Origin of the sequence: Pedobacter cryophilus, assembly GCF_005116455.1 — a bacterium.
Classification (GTDB): domain Bacteria; phylum Bacteroidota; class Bacteroidia; order Sphingobacteriales; family Sphingobacteriaceae; genus Pseudopedobacter; species Pseudopedobacter cryophilum.
Genome location: NZ_SWBP01000006.1, coordinates 197,672 through 217,534 on the forward strand (window position 1 = coordinate 197,672; position 19,863 = coordinate 217,534).

The 19,863-nt window shown below is 31.3% G+C and carries 13 protein-coding genes and 1 other RNA gene; 6 read left to right on the plus strand and 8 right to left on the minus strand.

The features are described 5' to 3' along the window. Positions 1-15 precede the first annotated feature (15 nt). Positions 16-4,884, plus strand: coding sequence for a putative type IX secretion system sortase PorU2 (gene porU2, locus FA046_RS15465; protein WP_136827437.1), 4,869 nt, complete (start codon positions 16-18; stop codon positions 4,882-4,884). An 11-nt stretch (positions 4,885-4,895) separates the two neighbouring features. On the opposite strand, the gene FA046_RS15470 is transcribed toward porU2, so the two are convergent. The 8 genes from FA046_RS15470 to FA046_RS15505 form a co-directional block, all read right to left on the minus strand. Further along, positions 4,896-6,086 carry an MATE family efflux transporter gene (locus tag FA046_RS15470; RefSeq protein WP_136827438.1) on the minus strand — a complete coding sequence of 397 codons (1,191 nt, stop codon included), beginning with the start codon at positions 6,084-6,086 and terminating at the stop codon, positions 4,896-4,898. Between the two features lie 3 nt (positions 6,087-6,089). Beyond that, entirely contained in the window at positions 6,090-7,241 is a 1,152-nt protein-coding gene (locus tag FA046_RS15475; protein WP_136827439.1) for a glycosyltransferase family 4 protein, read from the minus strand. A 91-nt stretch (positions 7,242-7,332) separates the two neighbouring features. After that, positions 7,333-8,271, minus strand: a complete 939-nt coding sequence (locus FA046_RS15480; protein WP_136827440.1) for a hypothetical protein — start codon at positions 8,269-8,271, stop codon at positions 7,333-7,335. Then, entirely contained in the window at positions 8,272-9,042 is a 771-nt protein-coding gene (locus FA046_RS15485; RefSeq protein ID WP_136827441.1) for a class I SAM-dependent methyltransferase, read from the minus strand. Further along, the gene (locus FA046_RS15490; RefSeq protein WP_169303388.1) at positions 9,039-9,971 is read right to left on the minus strand and encodes a polysaccharide deacetylase family protein; all 933 of its coding nucleotides are present in this window, start codon (positions 9,969-9,971) and stop codon (positions 9,039-9,041) included. The genes FA046_RS15485 and FA046_RS15490 overlap by 4 nt, the downstream gene beginning before the upstream one ends. 145 nt (positions 9,972-10,116) lie before the next feature. Further along, on the minus strand, positions 10,117-10,944 hold the full coding sequence (locus FA046_RS15495) for an energy transducer TonB (protein ID WP_136827443.1): 828 nt from the start codon (positions 10,942-10,944) through the stop codon (positions 10,117-10,119). Positions 10,945-11,086: 142 nt separating this feature from the next. Further along, a complete protein-coding gene (locus FA046_RS15500; protein ID WP_136827444.1) occupies positions 11,087-12,130 on the minus strand; it encodes a porin in 1,044 nt (347 codons plus the stop codon). A gap of 108 nt (positions 12,131-12,238) precedes the next feature. Further along, complete coding sequence (locus FA046_RS15505; protein WP_136827445.1) at positions 12,239-13,546, minus strand: ammonium transporter; 1,308 nt, start codon at positions 13,544-13,546, stop codon at positions 12,239-12,241. A gap of 497 nt (positions 13,547-14,043) precedes the next feature. On the opposite strand from FA046_RS15505, the gene FA046_RS15510 reads away from it, so the two are divergent. From FA046_RS15510 to FA046_RS17405, 5 genes are all read left to right on the plus strand, one after another. Beyond that, entirely contained in the window at positions 14,044-16,218 is a 2,175-nt protein-coding gene (locus tag FA046_RS15510) for a glutamine synthetase III family protein (RefSeq protein WP_136827446.1), read from the plus strand. A 254-nt stretch (positions 16,219-16,472) separates the two neighbouring features. Beyond that, positions 16,473-17,651: an AIR synthase related protein gene (locus tag FA046_RS15515; RefSeq protein WP_136827447.1), complete on the plus strand. Its 1,179-nt coding sequence runs from the start codon at positions 16,473-16,475 to the stop codon at positions 17,649-17,651. 72 nt (positions 17,652-17,723) lie between these two features. Next, complete coding sequence (locus FA046_RS15520; protein ID WP_136827448.1) at positions 17,724-18,947, plus strand: pyridoxal phosphate-dependent aminotransferase; 1,224 nt, start codon at positions 17,724-17,726, stop codon at positions 18,945-18,947. A 109-nt stretch (positions 18,948-19,056) separates the two neighbouring features. Next, positions 19,057-19,454: a transfer-messenger RNA gene (ssrA, locus tag FA046_RS15525) on the plus strand. 172 nt (positions 19,455-19,626) lie between these two features. Continuing rightward, the coding region (locus tag FA046_RS17405) for an ISAon1 family transposase N-terminal region protein (RefSeq protein ID WP_205943678.1) at positions 19,627-19,863 on the plus strand (237 nt) is incomplete at its 3' end.

The window sequence follows — 19,863 nt, forward strand, 5'->3', positions numbered from 1 at the left end:
CATCTATTATAATAAATGATAAGATTAATAAGTATATTTTTTCTTCTTCTGATTCTCTCTACAAAATCATTTTCCCAAACTTATGGCAATGAATGGATTAACTTTTCTCAGAAATATTCCAAAATTACTATCTCAGAAGAAGGTTTATTCAAAATAAGCTTTGATGCTATTTCTGCCAAAGGATTTGTAAACGGAAATTTGAATCCGGCTAATTTTCAACTATTTAATAAGGGGATAGAAATACCTTTATTAATTACAGGTTCTCAAGACGGAGTGTTTAACCAAGGTGATGTCATTTATTTTTACGGAAATAAGAATGATGCGAGTTTAGACAGGGTTCTATATAATAACCAAAATGATTTACCAAATGAAGATGTAAGTTTATTTACTGATGATAATTATTATTTTCTCACTTATAATTTATCAAAAAATGGTTTGAGATATAATGAGAGAAATCAAAGTACAACGGGTTTAAGTCCAGAATCATATCTCATTACAAAAAGTAGAATCAACTTTACATCAAATTATTATCCTGGTGAATATATTTTAGATGCAATGAGTCTTTCTGAATACAACGAAGGTGAAGGATACTTAGGACCAACAATATCTAAAGGTCAAAGCGATAATTATCAGTTGAATACATCTGAATTTACGATGATATCATCCTACCAACCTCAATTATCTGTATATATTGCTGGAAGATCTAATTCCGCCTCAAGTAATAGTTTAGGATATAACCATCATTTTAGAATAAGTTTAGGTACTTCTATATTATTTGACTCTTTATATAGAGGATATTCAACAATTAGAAAAACAATTCCTATTAACATTAATAATAATAATTCCAGCATTATGATTTCATCAGTTGATGATTTAGGTGCAATTACAGATTTTCAAGCTTTAGGATATTTAGAAGTAAGCTACAGTAGAAATTTTAATATAAATGGATTAAAGAATTTAAGTTTCGGCTTAGATAAGACCAAGACTTCAGCTTTATTAAATTTCATAAACGCTGGTATTACAACTCCTGTACTTTTAGAAAAGAATGGATTAAATCTCTATACCCCATCAGTCTCTAACGGACTTCAATTTGTTATAAATAATACATCAACAACAACAAATTATTATTTAGTTGATCAAACCTTAGCAAAAGATATTGTCTTAAATGACTTCGCCTTCAAAAACATTAACTCGTCAACTTCCAATAATTACTTAATTATTAGTAATAGTGCATTAAATACTGGAGCAACAGCATATCAACAATATAACCAGTCTATTGGGATGCCAACATCAATAGTTTTAACTGACGATTTATACAATGAATTTTACTATGGTTTTCATCACCCGATGGCATTAAGAAATTATTGCAAATTTATGATTGAAAATGGGAATGTTAAACCTGAATATCTTTTACTACTTGGAAAAGGATTTGAACTTGCTAAACAAAATATTACAATGGATTTGGTTCCAACTTTTGGCTTTCCAGCAAGTGACAATATGATTACTTCTGGATTAAATGGGAGTAATTTAGAACCTGGTTTAGCTACAGGAAGAATTCCTGCTAAAAATAACGAAGAAGTTGAAAATTACTTGAATAAATTAAAAACTTATAGGAATCTAAATGGAGAGATTTGGAGAAAAAAATTACTTCAATCTACTGGTGGGAAAACAATTTCTGAAGTGACCAGTTTTGTAAATTATCAAAATAGATTTCATCAAAACTCTAATCTTGAATCCTTTGGAGCTTTCAGATCACAAATCTATAAAAACGTATCTACACCAATTACAGAAAACCTAACCGAAAGAATTATAAATGAAACAAGAGATGGAATTGCCCTTTTATCTTATTTTGGACATGGCTCTGCCACAGGTACGGAAATTTCATTTGGAAAATTAACCGACCAGCAGAACAAAGAAAAACCTACCATTTATTTAGTAAATGGATGCAGCACAGGAGCTTGTTTTACCAATACTAAATCTTTAGGGGAAGAATTTATAATTGGAAAAAACTTAGGGGCTGTTGGATGGATAGGAACCACAAGTCAAGGAGTTGCTTCATATTTAGGCAATGCATCAGCCAGCTATCATGATAATTGGTTTAAGAGATTTTATGGGTCATCCATAGCCACAGGTATAAAAGAAGGATTGAAGACCTTTCAAAATCAAAATGACAAGTTAAACAGAGCACATACTAGCCAATATATCTTTTTAGGAGATCCAACCCTGAAATTTTATGCTCCAGAAAAACCCGATTTTAACATTGAAGCTTCCAGTTTATATCTTAAACAAGCTAACCAAAATGCTACTGCTCAAACTTTAGAACTCAATTTAAAAATTGAAAATCTAGGTAAGACTATTAATGATAGCTTGAGTATTAAAATTAATAGAATTTTACCAGATAACTCAACTGTATCCATACCTGTTTTTAAGATTAAACCAGTTTTTAATACCGATACAATTTCTATTAGTCTATCTAACATAGGTGTTAATGTTGCTGGAATAAATAAAATTAGCGTTAAAATAGATGACGATAATAAATTTTTAGAGTTAAATGAACAAAACAATCAAGTTACTTTGGAGACATTTTTACCCGGAAATGGCGTTAAAAATATTTTCCCTATAAACAATGGCATTTTTTCACAAAACAGGCTCGTTCTTAAAGCTCAACCAGATAATTTATTTACAAAAAGTGCTGAATATTTGTTTGAAATAGATACTACGGCAGATTTTAATAGTGGACTTAAAAAAACATCAAATATAATTGTAGCAAATATATTTCCGGAGTGGACGCCTAATATTAATCTTGAGAATGGCAAGGTTTATTTTTGGAGAGCTAAATTAAATTTACCTATGGATAAAGGGGGTAATTGGACGCTTTCTTCATTTACTTATTTACCAGCTGTTGCTGATGGATTTAGCCAATCCCATCAATCGCAATTAAAAAATGTAACATTAGATAATATAGTTTTTGATAACCAAACTGGAAATTTTGATTTCACAAAAACTTATTATCCAACATCAATATATACTGAAGGTGATGATGGGCTTTCGCCAAATGAAAAAAGATTTAGAACAACTCAATCCATTTCTTTTAGTAATTCTGCTTTTGAAGGATTTACTCTTGCAGCAATGAGTAATTTTATTCCTGGAATTTTTTTCAGCTATCCCAGTCCTTTTAATTCTACTAACGGACCTGTTTTAGTTAATGGCTATACAGGGCAATACTTTTGGAATATCAATGATCCGGTGCAGGTAGATTCATTAATTAGATTTATTAATCAAATTCCAGATAACTATCATGTAATAGGTTTTAACGGCACTAATGCCACTATCAACGCCCTACCATTAGCCGCAAAAAATGCATTGAAATTATTTGGCTTAAGCAAATTTGAATTAATAAATAAAGGGGAACCTTATATGTTTTGGGGAACAAAAAATAGTCCATCAGGAAGTGCCTTAGAATTTACTGCTGATTACACCTCTCAAATTCCCGCAAGGTCACAATCCCTACAACATTTTTTAGATCTACCTTTTCCACTTGGGTACGGAAGCATTAAATCAGAATTGATAGGACCAGCTAAAGAGTGGGAAAATGTATCTATAAATTTTAACAAAAGCACTTCTGATATAATTAACTACGACTTAATTGGAGTTAATAAACAAGGTTTAGAAAACATATTGATTAGTAATATAGTTGATGATGAATTTAGTATCACTAACATAAATGCTAAAGAATATCCATTTATTAAGCTAAAATCAAACATTTACAATAAAGTAAATTACAAATTTCCAAAACTTAAATATTGGAATATTGCTTATAAACCTTTTTCAGAAATTAGTGTAAACCCTGATCATTTATTTAATTTTCATTCAGAAAAGATTGCAGAAGGTGACAGTTTAAAATTCACAGTTTCATTATCAAACATATACATTTACCCTACAGATTCTGTTAAAGCCTCTATAGAACTTACTGGCCCTAACAGACAAACTAGTATTAAAAACTTCAATTTAGCACCTATTATTGTTGGAGAAAACACCAGTATATACTTTAAAGAAAGCACCAGAAATTTAGTTGGGAAAAATAGTCTAAAACTTCAATTAAACTCTTCTAATGAAGATTTATATACTTTTAATAATACATTACAAAAAGAATTTGAAGTTATTAAAGACAGTAAAGAATCATTAATAAATGTGCTGTTTGATGGAAAATCTATTATTAATGGTGAAATAATATCTCCTAAACCAGTAATTGCCATTACAAATATCGATGATAATAAATTCCTCTTATTAAATGACACTACCAATTTGGATATTTACCTAAAAAAAGAATCTGAAAATGATTATAAAAGGATAGCTTATTCTAGCAGTTTATTAAGTTTCACCCCATCTGCAACTGCAGAAAACAATTCATCAAAAGTAGAATTTAGACCCGATTTACTACCAGATGGAATTCATAGTTTAAAAGTTAAAGGGAAAGATGTAACAGGTAACTTTAATCAGAATGATTATGTTATAGACTTTGAAGTTGTTAATAACTCTAGCATTTCGAATTTCTACCCCTATCCTAACCCTGTAGTTAATTCCATGAAATTTGTCTTTACCCTAACGGGATTAAAAATTCCGGATAAAATAAAGATTATGATTTACAACGCTAGCGGCAAAATAATTAGGGTAATATCCAAAGAAGAACTGGGTTCAATTAAAATAGGTAATAATATTTCAGATTTTACTTGGGATGGTACAGATGAATTTGGAGATAGTTTAGCTAATGGCGTATATTTTTACAGAGTAGATATTTCAAATGCTACTGAAATCAAACACAGAAACACTTCTGGAGACACATTATTTAAAAATAATATGGGTAAAATTTACCTTATGAAATAACACTTTTAGAGTCAATACTTTTTATTTTCCTTAATGTAGAAATAAATTAAAATATAAGTTGAAATTAAAAAGGAAAAGCTTGTGCTGATAATTACTCCGTTTATTGCATAATATTTTACTAAAAAAAAACCTAAAAAAGTAGGTACAATGCCTCCAAAAGAAGAGATCAAATTAATCCTTACTTTACCGATATTACTAAAATAATAAGCCAATACTTTAGCTATTGAAAAAATTAGGATACCAGGAGAAAATGTTACTAAATAAAATTTAATTCGACTAAAATCATTATTTAAAAGGTAAATGTAAAACGAAGAGGGTAAAATAAAGGCCGCAAATAAGAAAATCAATGATACGCCAACAGAAATTTTCAAGTATCGATTAATCAATTTCAAACCTTTATCTGTGCTGGTTGCTACTTTACTTATTTCATCACCAATTAAAGTTCCTGCAGTAATTGCAAAAAGCCAAATTACATTCGCTATTGAAAGAATGATACTAAATATACCAACAGCGTTAAGGCCACTCCATTTTTCCAGAAAAAAAAATGAAAGTCTGTAATTAAACAACTGCGTTAAATTTGACAATTGATTTATCCCTCCTATCTTAAAAGCTGATCTCGTTAATTTAATTAATTCTGAAAAATTTATTTTTACAAAAATCTCATCCCTTAAAACCAAAATAGAAATTAAGATTACTAATAAATATGATAGATTTTGAAAATACAGAAAATCTAAAGCGGTAAAATTGTTTAAGCCAGAATAGCTTAAACATGCTAAAATAACAAGTGGCTGTAGCACAATTAAAATATTATACCAATTTAGATTGGACTTGTTGATAAGTCCTCTTAGGTTTAAAGAAAAAATTGAAAGTAAAAAGCAATTTAAGAAAAAGATAAGTGTAACCTGTTGATTTATTAAACCTATTGTATTTAATAAGAAAGTACTAAAAATTGAAATTACTAGGCTCCAAAGAAAAGATAGTAAGAACAATTCACTAAACTTATGTACCCTCATTAAAAAAGCTAAAGTTCCAGGCCCTAAAATGCCCGTTATTAACTGAATAAAAGCAATATAAGTAGCAATAATACTTAGATATCCCCTACCATAAGCCCCTAAAAATTTAGCGGTTAATAACGTTAAAACCAAGGCAAGAACAGCTACAATGAAATTAGACTGAAAAGAGAATATAATTTTCTTAAACATATTTCAACTGTTCATTCCTAACTTATATAGCGTTTTAAAACCCTCTTCTAGGCTATTTAAATCAAATTTTAGCTTAATATCTGATGAAATATTTTCTGCTGGCCAAAAATCACAAGTTTTATTAATACAATTTTCCATTTTTAAGTATAAATCTGATTCGTCTTTTGTCGCAACCTGAATACTATTATATTGATGTAAGTATTCATCTAAAGCAGGTAATTGAGTTGCAATTACTGGTAAACCACACATTAAAGCTTCTACCACTACCACAGCTTGTGTCTCATAATTGCTAAACATTACAAAATAATCTGCATTATGGTAATAAGGTACAATATCTTCACCGTATTTAATACCATGAAAAAAAACAGCTTCAGTACACTTTAATGCTTTACTAAAAAGCTCCGCATCTGACACCATATCCAAAAACCCACCTACAATATGTAATTCAATCTGCTGATATTTATGATATAATAACTCAAAAACCCTTAATATCCCAATTACATTTTTAGCTTGTTCATCTAATCTAGATACATGTAGGAATTTAATTTTGGTATCTTTATTTAAAGGCTTTAAAGAAAAGATATTTGGGTTAATCACATTGGGAATAATCTTAAAATTTTGATGCTTAAGCCCCTTGTTCTCCATAGCAAACTTTAGGGACTCTGAAACGGCACTTAAACCTTTACTATTGTTCGCAAACTTTATCTTTAACCAACTTTCTACATAATTATTAGATTTTCTTAAATAAGCAGTAGAATGCTCAGAAATAAAATAGGGTACATTTTTAAATAAATAGTATAAATATGGTATTACAGCCGATTTAGGCAAAACATGAATATGAAAAAAATCCACCTTTTCTATTAATAATTCAGCTTGTTTTATAGCCTTATAATCTGCTAAAAAATAATTGATAAAGTTTATGTATTTACCTATTAAAGGTAGTTTTGATAATCTAAAATAACATATCACACTTGTAAAAACATTCTTTTCTATTACCAAGTTATAATTTTTATCCTCACCTACTGTTCCAACTGCAAAAGCAACCACCACATTATTAGTTTTGGCAATAACTTCTATATGCTTTTTAGTAAAAATAGCACTTAGCAAATTTTCTTTATTGGGAAACCATTCTGGGGATACAATAATGTTATACAATTATTTATTAATTGGAGTATAATTTTAAAAATATGCTTTTTAATTCTGGTCTTTTCAAAAAAATATATTAAAAAAAAAAAATGAATCACTACTAGTTTAGTTTTATCCTTTTTAAAAAAAAAATAATAGCATTTAGTCTGTTTTTTAAGCTTTTTCTGTGATAAGAAACAACAAAAAAACTATCTAATTCAGGATTAAATCTACTTTTAAAATCTGCTATTCTCAAATTATTGGCCCCAAGATAATCAAAACTTAAAAATCCATTTTCTTTTAACCATCTGTGTAACTCTACATACAAAAAAGCATTTACCTGTGATTGAAGCTCTCCTTTAGGAACATAGCTTAGCAAAAAACCGGCTGATTTTGAGTAACTATCCAGAATTATTATACCAGATCCTAAAAATACATGCTCAGCATTGGTGATAGAAAAAACTTTAATTAATTGAACTCTTTCTAAAGCTATTATCCAATTTTTCAATCTAGATAGCTTACTCAGACTAAATCCTACACTTTTTAATTGTTCCTGATGATAAAACCAATCATCTTCAGATAATGAGGTTGGTTGGAAAATTAAATTAGATTCTTTATTAGCCTTACTATAATTCTTAAAAACGTTTCTTTGAAAATCTTCAGTTAAGGTTGATTTAACATAAGTGTATTTAATTTTAAGCTTATAATCGTTCCATAAAAAACACCTTACATCTTTAATTTCTCTAGGTAAATTAAATGTTATAGAATCGTATTTTTTATTTAAGAATTTCAAAGATTCGTTTAATGCTTTCTGATGGCTGATATTTTGCATGTTTTTTATCCATATTCCAGAATAATAAGGATAATGATTAGCTACCTCTATACAATTATCTTTTTCGAATAATGCAAGTGCAACTATTGGGTGATAATCATTAGTATATATGTAATAAACAGGTTTAGCTTTCATTATTTTAGAAGTAATATTCATAAATAACGGACTCAAACCTAAACTAATTGGAATCAACCTCTGAAAATCAGCTTCTGTTACCTTATTTAACATCTAATCCTGTTTAATTTTTTCAATCTCAAAAATCAACTCCCTTTCTTTATTTCCAAAACTAAAACGCCTTCTATCATGCAAACTAAAATTTAAAGAATAATCAATTTGTTTAACACTTACTTTTGAACGTTTCAATCGCTCTATAAAATCTGTTCCGTGAAGCCTCAATAAGTCCTTTTCTCCAAACAATTTTAATCTTTGCTCATCAGATATAGCACTTGAATCTTCTAAAGTTTCATAAACATTTAAATTAATTACTGTTAGAATATAAGCTTTAGCCCCTATCTTTAACACTCTATAGAGCTCATCAATTGCTTTTTTTTCATCAGGAATATGACCCAGCACACAAGAACAGATTATATAATCATAGGCGCAATCTTCAAAAGTTAGATTTTGTATATCTTCAATTTTATCGGCATAACCCTTCTGAATATCTACAGACAAATATTTATTTGATGATTTTTTTAAGCTTTTTGAGAGCATAGATTCTGGAGCAAAATGCAAAATAGATTTATTGTCAAAAAAAATATCTGTCTCATTAATCAAATAATAATTTAATAACCTTGTCCTCTCTAAAGAACCACAACTAGGGCATTGTGCATCTTCTCTCTTTTCATTCCCAAATGATAAAAATTTATTAAAAGATTGGTTGCAACAAATACAATAAAACTTATTCCCCTTATGTAATAGACCTTTAAGCTCAAAGATATTACGCCTTATTTTTATTCTAAACTCGGTTTTAATTACCTTTTTTAGTATCTCTTTAATCATCTATTAATTTTATTATTTCTTAAAATTTTTCTGATAATTAGTTTTAAATATTGCATTTTAATAATCTCTTCAGCACCATAATTACCTACTTCAAGAGGAATTCTTTGTATACTAAAGCCATATTTATCTTCTCTAAAACCTCCAGTACCAAAATTGATACTCGGTTGTAAATCATAGTGATTGAAATATTCTGACCCTACCCCGCTATCTGAAAAAGGAAATGCAAAATAATTTCTGTTGACATTAAAATTATCTTTTAAGTATTGCAAACTGCAATTAGTTTGTTGAATTTGTTCTTCTAAACTAATATCTACATATCTAGGATGATTTTCACTGTGAGCACCTATACTAAATCCTTTTTCTTTTAACCATAAAACATCATCGGTATCCAAATACGGTTCTCTTTTCAAATATTCATTAAAATCTAAATTAACTATTTGAGCAATTTCATCCAAAAGATGCCTTTCATTCCAAGTAAATGACAGTAGTTTAGATTCGAAATTAAGAAACTCAGATTTTAGTATTTTACCAACTTCAATTTCAATACCCTTAGAATCTCCTTTATTCAACTGATTGATAATTAAAGATACTTTAAATCGGTAAAACAGTTCTTTGTTATCTAAAAATGAAGGATTTATAAAAAAAGTCGCATGTATACCTTTCTCTAATAAAATAGGAGCCACTACAGTTCTTATCTCTTTTAAGCCATCATCAAAAGATAAATGGAAAAAGGCTTCTTTACATCTTTTTTTATTATCGTTAAGACTAACAGCATCTTCTATTGGGATACTTTTAAAAGATTTACAAATATAATCCAGTTCTCTTTTAAAAATTAGGGTGCTTTTTACTTGATATAAGTTTTGGATATGGGGTAAATCAAAATCACTTACAGTGTGGTAAAAAGGCAATAAAAGCTTTTGATTTGACAAATTAATGAATGTCTTTAAATCAAAATAATTAGAAATATTTATTAAAAATTTTAACGTTACTGATTTCAAATGTTTTTTTTGAAAATAAAAAAAAACGCATTTCAAATTTGAAAAACGGTTCGTAAATATATCAATTTATTCAATTCTAATTCATCCTAAAAACTATAGGTATCACATAACTCACCCTAACAGCTTTACCATTTTGTAACCCTGGTTTCCAAAGTGGCGATTTTTTAATTACTCTTAATGCTTCCTCATCGCAACCTGCTCCTATTCCTTGTAATATCTTTAAATTTGAAATCTCTCCATTTTTTTCCACTACGAATGAAACAATTACTCGCCCTGTTATGTCATTCTGTTGAGCTAAAGTTGGATAACTTAAGTTTCTATTTAAAAATTTAGACCAAGCTTGCATTCCTCCAGGAAATTCGGGCATTTGATCTACAGATGCAACATTCAATAATTCATTGTTTTCCTCTCCAAAACCATTTCCATCTCCCGTTTGGTTTGTGCCCGGAAGAACATTTGCATCTATGCTTGTTGTTCCCTCAGTTGTAGATGGACCTATAATAGTATTCATTAATTTTTCTGTAGTTGGCGGATCTGTTTTTACAAAAGCATCATTCACAACTCTTGGTGGTAAAGATTGAGTTTGCTTTACTTTTGGTGCTGATTTTGAAACCGCTAAAGGCGGCTGCTCCTTTTTATTAAAACTTACTTCTGTTAATTTTAGAATGGGATCTGAAATATGCTCTTTAGAATTAATTTTCCCCATTAAGCTATCCTTTAACCAAAAAGAAGAGAATAAAACCAGCAACATACCGATAAAAAAAACAGACGATATGATTAATGCCTTCATTAAATAATTACCAGATTCCTTTCTTAAAACATAAGCTCCATAAGATTGATTTCTGTTTTCGAAAACAAGATCGAGCCACTCGACTTTGTTTATACTAAATTTTGAGTACAGCATATGGATATTTTTTATCTTAAAACGATATTAATTTATCCTTATTATTCGTTTGTAATAAATAATTTACAATACTTAACCAATACACAAAAAAGGCCCATTCCTAAAAGAAATGAGCCTTAACCTAACCTAAAATTTTAATTATTTAGAAAGCATAAACAGCTGCTAAAGAAAATTGAGAAGCAGATTTTGTTGCAGATCCGTTATCTTTTAAAAATTGAGTTGCAGAACCATTGTCTAACCTCAATTCAGGTATAAAAGTTAATCCTCCTGCTTTTAAATTAGCAGACAAAGTAAATGAAGTAACTGATTCATCAGGTGCTACGCCAGATAACGTTAAACCATTTGCTCCACTTTTAGATTTGAAATATTCGCCTCTTAAGCCTAATCCAAAACCACTTGTAATTGAGTTTTGTAAATAGATTGCTCCACCACTGTAACCACCATCAGCATCTTCAGATTTACTAAAATCAGCTAAGTTTAAACCTAACTTAAATTTCTCAGTAATTTGGTAACCAGTTGTTAAATCTAATACAGTACCATAACCACCATAAGCATCTTCACCTGTTAATAAATTAATATATGCCGACCAACCTTCAACTGGGGCTAACATTAATTGAGCTCCAAAATTTGAAACTCCTTTGGTAGCTGTATAAGCATTCCATCCGTTAAATAAACCAACCATTAAACTTGCTTTGCTTGAAAAAGCATAAGAAGCTTTAACACCTGCATTTTGGAATGGCCCGTTAGTAAATAAATAAGAAGTAGAGTAATTGTAGTTTCCAACCGGCGAAATCACTTCATAACCTACAAAAGTTCCCATGTAACCTGCTGTCATGCTAAATTTATCAGAAAAAGCATAGGTTGCATATAAGTTTTGAATATGAAATGAATTGCCATCACCAGAGTTTGGAATAGATTGACTTTGACCACGTGGGCCAAAAGATACCTCGCCAACAAAAGAAGCTTTACCTGTTGATTTCTTTAAGGCAACATCAATCATACCTAAAGATAAAGAGTTTTGATCTGATGCAAAACTGGTTCCAATATTAGCTGTTTTAGCAAAATCATATTTCCAATAAGTGTCTACAGAACCAGAAATTTGTAAAGGAGTTGAAGTACTGTCTTGAGCTTTAGAAGAAATAGTTACCAATATGGCAGCTGTTAATGTTAATAATACTTTTTTCATTGTTTTAATTGTTTAGGATTGTTTTTTATTTAAAAATAGGTCGGTTGTGGTTGAAGCAACCGACCTAAAGCTTTTATAAGTGTTTAGTAAATTGTTGATTTAAAAATTTTATAACTCTTCATCATGTTGAGAAACATCTAATCCACTTATTTCTTCTTCAGCAGATACTCTTAATGGAATAATCATATCAGTAACTTTTAATAGAATCATTGAACCAACAAAGGCAAATACAGAAACAGCAACCATAGCTACTAAGTGAATTACAAATAATTTAGTTTCTCCATAGAATAAACCATTACCTGTAGTATTAGCTGCGTTAACGCTTTGGGTTGCAAATACTCCAGTTAAAAGCATACCTACCATTCCACCTACACCATGGCAAGGGAAAACATCTAAAGTATCGTCTAAACTAGTTTTAGATCTCCAAATCACCACCAAGTTGCTTACTATAGCTGCAACAAAACCAATAATTAATGCACTTGTAATGGTAACATAACCTGCTGCCGGAGTAATAGCTACTAAACCAACAACTGCACCTATACATGCGCCAACTGCTGTTGGTTTTTTACCTCTTAAAATATCAAAGAAAATCCAAGTGATTGCTGCTGCCGCAGATGCAGTAGTAGTAGTAGCTAAAGCAGTAGCTGCTAAAACACCAGCACCACCCGCAGAACCTGCATTAAAACCAAACCAACCAAACCAAAGTAATCCAGTTCCTAAAATCACGTAGCTAATTCTAGCTGGGGTGTGATCTGGGGCATTTCTTTTCTTTAAGTAAATAGCAGCCGCCAAAGCTGCCCAACCTGCAGACATGTGTACAACTGTTCCACCGGCAAAATCTAATACACCATATCCAAATAAAATTCCGTTTGGATGCCAAGTAGCATGAGCTAATGGAGCATAAATTAACAATACAAATAGGGTGATGAAGATTAAATAAGAGTTAAAACGAATACGCTCTGCAAATGCTCCTGTAATTAATGCAGGGGTAATTACCGCAAACTTTAATTGGAACATTGCAAATAATATCAAAGGTACAGTTGGCATTAAAGACCAAGAAGCCAAGCCTAAAGTATCCTTCATCATAAAGAAGGTTCTAGGATCGCCAATAATTCCACCAATATCTTCACCAAAAGCCAAGCTGAATCCAACTACTACCCATAAAACAGTAATTAAACCCATACAAACAAAACTTTGTAACATGGTAGAAATCACGTTCTTTTTTCTAACCATACCGCCATAAAAGAAAGCTAAACCTGGTGTCATCAATAATACTAAGGCGGTAGAAACTAAAAGCCAAGCTGTATCACCTGTATCAATGGTTGTACCTTCTACATTAAGAATTGTTGTGTTTGGAAACACAAAACATAAGATTGCTACTATTAGCAATGTGAGAAATGGAATTGCTTTTTTCATTTGTTAATTTGTTTAGGGTTTAGTTTGAATTAATTTATGAATTATATGTTGTTTAAAAATTTATATTTTGTAATAAAAGTTAAATTAAAAACAGCCATTTTTAATAGGACTAAAATCAATAATTTGTTAAAAACAACAAAATAATTTAAGTTTTTAACCATATTTTTGATAAAAAAACAAAATAATACTAAAATTATAAAGCTAATTTTCTAAATTTTTAATAAAATATCAATAAAAATGAATTATCTCTAAAAGAAATAAAAAAAATAATAGAGTGATTTTTAGATATTGAAAGCAAATTCAACAAAATCAAACCACAATTCGGCTTACAATTGCAATATTTCTTGAAAAATATCTCATAAACTGATAGAATTTTTAAAAAAATGAAAGTTAATTTGACTTTTTTTAAAAAAATTTAGGAAAATTCAATAAAATGATACTATTTTTATCCATTATATTAATTAATGATTATTAACAACCTAATAAACACCTAAACAATGTCAACAATTAGATTTCAAGCACTTCAATCAGTTTTAGGAAGAACAATTCCTGAAGTTAAAGCGCCGTCTTCAAAAATTTCAGATTTTTATGGTGCCAACGTTTTCGACAAAGTCAAAATGAAGGACTATATGTCTAAAGAAGCTTTTCAGGCAATTTTAAGTGCAGGAGTAAGCGGAACACCTATTGAGAGAGAAATTGCAGAACATATTGCTTCTGCAATGAAATCATGGGCAATGAGTAAAGGCGTTACGCACTATACTCACTGGTTTCAACCTTTAACAGGTACTACGGCAGAGAAACATGATTCTTTTTTCGAACCTGATTCTAATGGAGTTGCGGTTGAAAAATTCTCTGGCGATGCTTTAGTTCAACAAGAACCAGACGCTTCAAGTTTCCCAAATGGTGGAATCAGAAGTACATTTGAAGCCAGAGGCTACACCGCTTGGGATCCTTCTTCGCCAGCTTTCATTTTTGGTAAAACATTATGTATTCCTACAGTTTTTGTTTCTTATACAGGTGAAGCTTTAGATTATAAGGCTCCGTTATTAAAAGCACTATCTGTTTTAGATAAAGCCGCTGTTGATGTTTGTCATTATTTTGATAAAGGTATTTCAAAGGTAAATGCATCTTTAGGTATAGAACAAGAATATTTTTTAGTTGATCTTGCCTTATTTAATGCAAGACCAGACATGCTTTTAACCGGCAGAGCATTATTTGGACACTCTTCAGCAAAAAACCAACAATTAGAAGATCATTATTTTGGTTCAATTCCAGAAAGAGTGGTTGCCTACATGCAAGATTTTGAAACTGAAGCCTTATTATTAGGTATTCCTTTAAAAACTCGTCATAATGAAGTTGCTCCATCTCAATTTGAGTGCGCTCCTATATATGAAGAAATCAATTTAGCTATAGATCACAATCAGTTATTGATGGATTTAATGGATAAAATTGCTAAAAGACATCATTTCAAAGTATTATTACATGAGAAGCCTTATGCAGGTGTAAATGGATCTGGTAAACACAATAACTGGTCTTTAATTACTGATACAGGTAAAAACTTACTAGCACCAGGCAAAACACCAAAGAACAATTTGATGTTCTTAACCTTCTTTGTAAATACTGTAAAAGCGGTTCATGAGCATGCAGATTTATTAAGAGCATCTATTGCATCAGTAAATAACGATCACCGTTTAGGTGCTAATGAAGCCCCTCCTGCAATTATCTCTATTTTCTTAGGTAGCCAATTAAATGATGTTTTAGACGAAATTGAAACTTCAAGAATTAGCAAAAAAGCCAAGGAAGAAAATACCATGTGGCATAGCATTCCTAAGATTCCTTCAATCTTATTGGATAACACAGACAGAAACCGTACTTCTCCTTTTGCTTTTACAGGTAATAAATTTGAATTAAGAGCGGTTGGTTCTTCTTCTAACTCTTCTAACCCAATGACTGTTTTAAACATGATTATGGCAGATCAGTTAATTAAATTTAAAGCTGATGTAGATAAATTGATCAAAAAAGGAGATAAAAAGGATGTTGCTCTTTTAACAGTAATTAAAAAATACATTAAAGAATCTAAAAACATTCGTTTTGAAGGAAATGGATATAGTGATGAGTGGGCTGAAGAAGCAGAAAAACGCGGATTAGCAAACATCAAAACAACTCCTAAAGCTTTAGATGCTTTAATTACAGATAAATCGGTTAAATTATTTCAAGATACAGGCGTATTTAGTGTAAGAGAAGCGCATGCTCGTCATGAAATTTTATTAGAAGATTATTACAAAAAACTTCAAATTGAAGCTCGTGTAATTGGAGAATTGGTAACTAATGTAGTAATACCTGCTGCTATTAAATATCAAACTTCTATGATCGAAAACGTGAAAGGATTAAAAGATATAGGTTTAGGAGAGGATGCTTACGATGCTCAAATGATGATTATTAAGCAAATATCTGAACATGTAAACTTTATCAAAAAGAACGTTGTTGCCATGGTCGACGAACGTAAACTGGCTAATGTTTTAGAAGATAGTCGTGAAAAAGCAATTACTTATGACGAAAAAGTTAAATCTTACTTTGAGCCAATTCGTTATCATGTAGATAAATTAGAATTATTAGTTGACGATAACATTTGGCCTTTACCAAAGTTCAGAGAATTGTTATTTATCAAATAAGGCTAAAAGCGTAAAGCAAAAGGCTAAAAGCTTAAAAACCGTTTCTGTAAAAAGGAACGGTTTTTTTATTTGGGCGTTTTAACAGGCTGTACATTCATACTGCTTCTGGCCTTAAGCACACAAGCCGTTATCCCTGCCCGTTCCGATCAGGCGGGCATTTCCATCCTTAACGCAACAAAACAAAATCATAAATTCAACCATCAATTTCACCTTTTTACTTTCAGCTTTAAGCTTTTTAATATCTTTACACCAACATGAGTGATAATAGATACAACCAACGTGGCGTTTCGGCCGGCAAAGAAGATGTTCATCAAGCCATAAAAAATATAGACAAAGGAATTTTTCCTCAGGCTTTTTGCAAAATTATTCCAGATATTTTGGGTAATGATCCCAACTATTGCAACATTATGCATGCAGATGGAGCGGGAACAAAATCTTCTTTAGCCTATATATATTGGAAAGAAACCGGCGATTTGTCTGTTTGGAAAGGCATTGCCCAAGATGCCATCATCATGAATTTAGATGATTTACTTTGTGTGGGCGCTACAGATCATATTTTATTATCATCAACCATTGGCAGAAACAAAAACTTAATCCCCGGAGAAGTAATTGCCGAAATTATTAACGGAACAGAAGAAATTTTAGCCGAATTGAGAGAAATGGGTATCAATATTTATTCTACAGGTGGAGAAACCGCTGATGTAGGCGATATTGTAAGAACCATTATTGTAGATTCTACAGTAACTTGCCGAATGAAAAGAGAAGATATTATCTCTAATCATACCTTACAAGCTGGCGATGTAATAGTTGGGCTTTCCTCATCTGGCCAGGCCACCTACGAAAAAGAATACAATGGCGGAATGGGTTCTAATGGCTTAACATCTGCCCGTCATGACGTTTTCAACAAAACCGTTGCTCAAAAATTTCCCGAAAGCTATGATCCTTCAGTTCCATTTGATTTGGTATTCTCTGGTAATAAAGCTTTAACAGATCTGATAAAAATTAACGACGATTTGGAAATTACAGCTGGTAAGCTGGTGCTATCTCCTACCCGCACCTACGCCCCAGTAATTAAATCTATTTTAGACCAACACCGTTCTAAAATTCATGGAATGGTTCATTGCAGTGGCGGTGCTCAAACCAAAGTACTCCATTTTATAGAAAACCTTCATATCATAAAAGATAATTTATTTCCAATTCCGCCTTTATTTAAATTGATACAAGAACAATCTGGTACCGACTGGAAAGAAATGTATAAAGTATTTAACATGGGCCACCGTATGGAAATTTACATCGCTCCAGAATTTGCTAAGGATATTATAAAAATTTCAAAATCTTTTGGAATTGATGCCCAAATTGTAGGTAGAGTAGAAAGTGCCGCACAAAAACAAGTGAGCATCTCTAGTGAATATGGAGAGTTTGTTTATCACTAAGCTTTTGCCACATATTTGTTATATTGAGCAGTAAGGGTGAAAATTAATTAGAGAAGCCTTATAATTGTGGTTATGCCAAAGATTTCAAACAAAGGAATACACATGCCAGCCTCTCCTATCAGGAAGCTTGCACCATTTGCAGATCAAGCAAAAAAAGAAGGTAAAAAAGTTTATCATCTTAATATTGGGCAGCCAGATATTGAGACTCCCGAAGGAATGTTGAATGCGATTAAAAACATAGATTTTAAAGTTTGGGCTTATACATCCTCTGAAGGAACTTTAAGCTATCGTACCAAACTTGCTTCCTACTACAACAAACTTAATTACGGTATTAAACCCGAAGAAATTATAGTAACTACTGGAGGGTCTGAAGCCATCACTATTGCAATGATGACTTGCTTAGACCCTGGTGACGAAGTGATTATTCCCGAACCTTTTTATGCCAATTATAATGGTTTTGCTTGCCAAAATGATGTAGTGGTAAAACCTATTATGTCTTTCATTGAAAACGGCTTTGCTTTACCTTCCATTGCTGATTTTGAGAAACTGATTACCCCAAAAACAAAGGCTATTATTATTTGTAACCCAAATAACCCAACAGGTTATTTATATAGCCGCAAAGAATTAGAAGATTTAAAATTGCTAGCTCTTAAATACGATTTATATATATTTTCTGATGAAGCTTATCGTGAGTTTTGTTATGATGGAGAAAGCTTTATCTCGCCTATGCACTTAGCTGGTTTAGAAGAGCATGTGATAGTGATGGATACAGTTTCTAAAAGATATAGTGCTTGCGGAGCAAGATTAGGCTGTTTAATTACCAAAAATAAAAAAGTTTTAAGTACCGCTTTAAAATTTGCACAAGCCCGTTTAAGTGCTGGTTTGGTAGAGCAAATTGCTGGTGAAGCTGCTATAGACACACCCGATGAATACTTTGAAAAAGTAAATAAAGAATATACCCACCGCAGAAATATTTTAGTAAGCGCCTTAAACAAAATGGAAGGCGTTTTTTGCCCCAATCCAGGTGGTGCATTTTATGTGGTAGCCAGCTTACCCATAGATAATGCCGATAAATTTTGCCAGTGGATGTTAGAAGATTTCTCTTTTGAAAATCAAACCGTAATGATGGCTCCTGCAACGGGTTTTTATGCCACTAAAGGCGCTGGTTATAATCAAGTAAGAATGGCTTATGTATTAAATGCCGATGATTTACAAAAAGCGATGATTTGTTTAGAAAATGCATTAGCAATTTATCCGGGCAGAGTCATTAATACAACAGCAGCACAAGAAAATTAATTTTGGTAAAAATATTTTGGTAATTTTGGTATTCAGTTATCAGTTGAAAGTTAAAGGTTAAGAATTAAAAATTTTAAACTTTATAAATTCATCAATTTAAATCAAAAACGGGCTCGACCGGAATAGACAGGATGGATGATAAGTGGGTAAGCATGCAGCGCAATGAGGGTTCAGCGCTTAAATATTGATTCTCAAAACACAAAAGGCGAAAATAACTACGCTCTTGCTGCTTAATCTTAACCGAGTTAAGATGGCCTTTGTTACACTTTAGAAGTGTAAGCGAGATGTTTCCCGGAAGCCAAGTCTGGCGGCAGCCGATCAGGAAGCACAGAAATGCTGGAATAAGGGTAAGGAAGTTTTGGACTTGCCTCGAAAACTAAAAAAACTAAGGAACAATCAGGCTGTTTGTGGCCAAATTGCTCACTAAAACCAACCACAAAATATGCATGTAGAAAGCACATCTGGTCCCATGTTTGGACGAGGGTTCGAATCCCTCCGGGTCCACTTTTTAAAATAAAAAAGCCTGTAAATTAATAATTTACAGGCTTTTTTATTATCAGGGGACTAGAAAATTTACTTTTTCCTACTCTTTTTTAACTTTACATCTCTTTTCTTTTGGGATCAAGCGTAAAAGTTGGGGAGGAATATTTTTTAATTATTTTTGTAGAAAGACAATATTTTGGACTCTACATTACTATCAATAATACTTCCTGAGGGGCTTAGCGACTACTTTGAACTGGATAAAGTAGAGACGATAACAGATTCTTATTATATCTATCTGAAAGAAAAGAATATTGCACCAATAGAGTTTAGTGGTCAAAAACTGAGATCAAAAGGTTTTTTCGATGAGATTTCGGTGAGAGACTTTCCTTTACGTGGCAAGCCATGCTTTTTAAAGCTTAAAAGGCGTAGATGG

Coding starts and splice junctions, on each gene's coding strand:
- porU2 (WP_136827437.1), top strand. CDS start 16: ATGATAAGATTAATAAGTATATTTTTTCTTCTTCTGATTCTCTCTACA.
- FA046_RS15470 (WP_136827438.1), bottom strand. CDS start 6,086: ATGTTTAAGAAAATTATATTCTCTTTTCAGTCTAATTTCATTGTAGCT.
- FA046_RS15480 (WP_136827440.1), bottom strand. CDS start 8,271: ATGTTAAATAAGGTAACAGAAGCTGATTTTCAGAGGTTGATTCCAATT.
- FA046_RS15485 (WP_136827441.1), bottom strand. CDS start 9,042: ATGATTAAAGAGATACTAAAAAAGGTAATTAAAACCGAGTTTAGAATA.
- FA046_RS15495 (WP_136827443.1), bottom strand. CDS start 10,944: ATGCTGTACTCAAAATTTAGTATAAACAAAGTCGAGTGGCTCGATCTT.
- FA046_RS15500 (WP_136827444.1), bottom strand. CDS start 12,130: ATGAAAAAAGTATTATTAACATTAACAGCTGCCATATTGGTAACTATT.
- FA046_RS15505 (WP_136827445.1), bottom strand. CDS start 13,546: ATGAAAAAAGCAATTCCATTTCTCACATTGCTAATAGTAGCAATCTTA.
- FA046_RS15510 (WP_136827446.1), top strand. CDS start 14,044: ATGTCAACAATTAGATTTCAAGCACTTCAATCAGTTTTAGGAAGAACA.
- FA046_RS15515 (WP_136827447.1), top strand. CDS start 16,473: ATGAGTGATAATAGATACAACCAACGTGGCGTTTCGGCCGGCAAAGAA.
- FA046_RS15520 (WP_136827448.1), top strand. CDS start 17,724: ATGCCAAAGATTTCAAACAAAGGAATACACATGCCAGCCTCTCCTATC.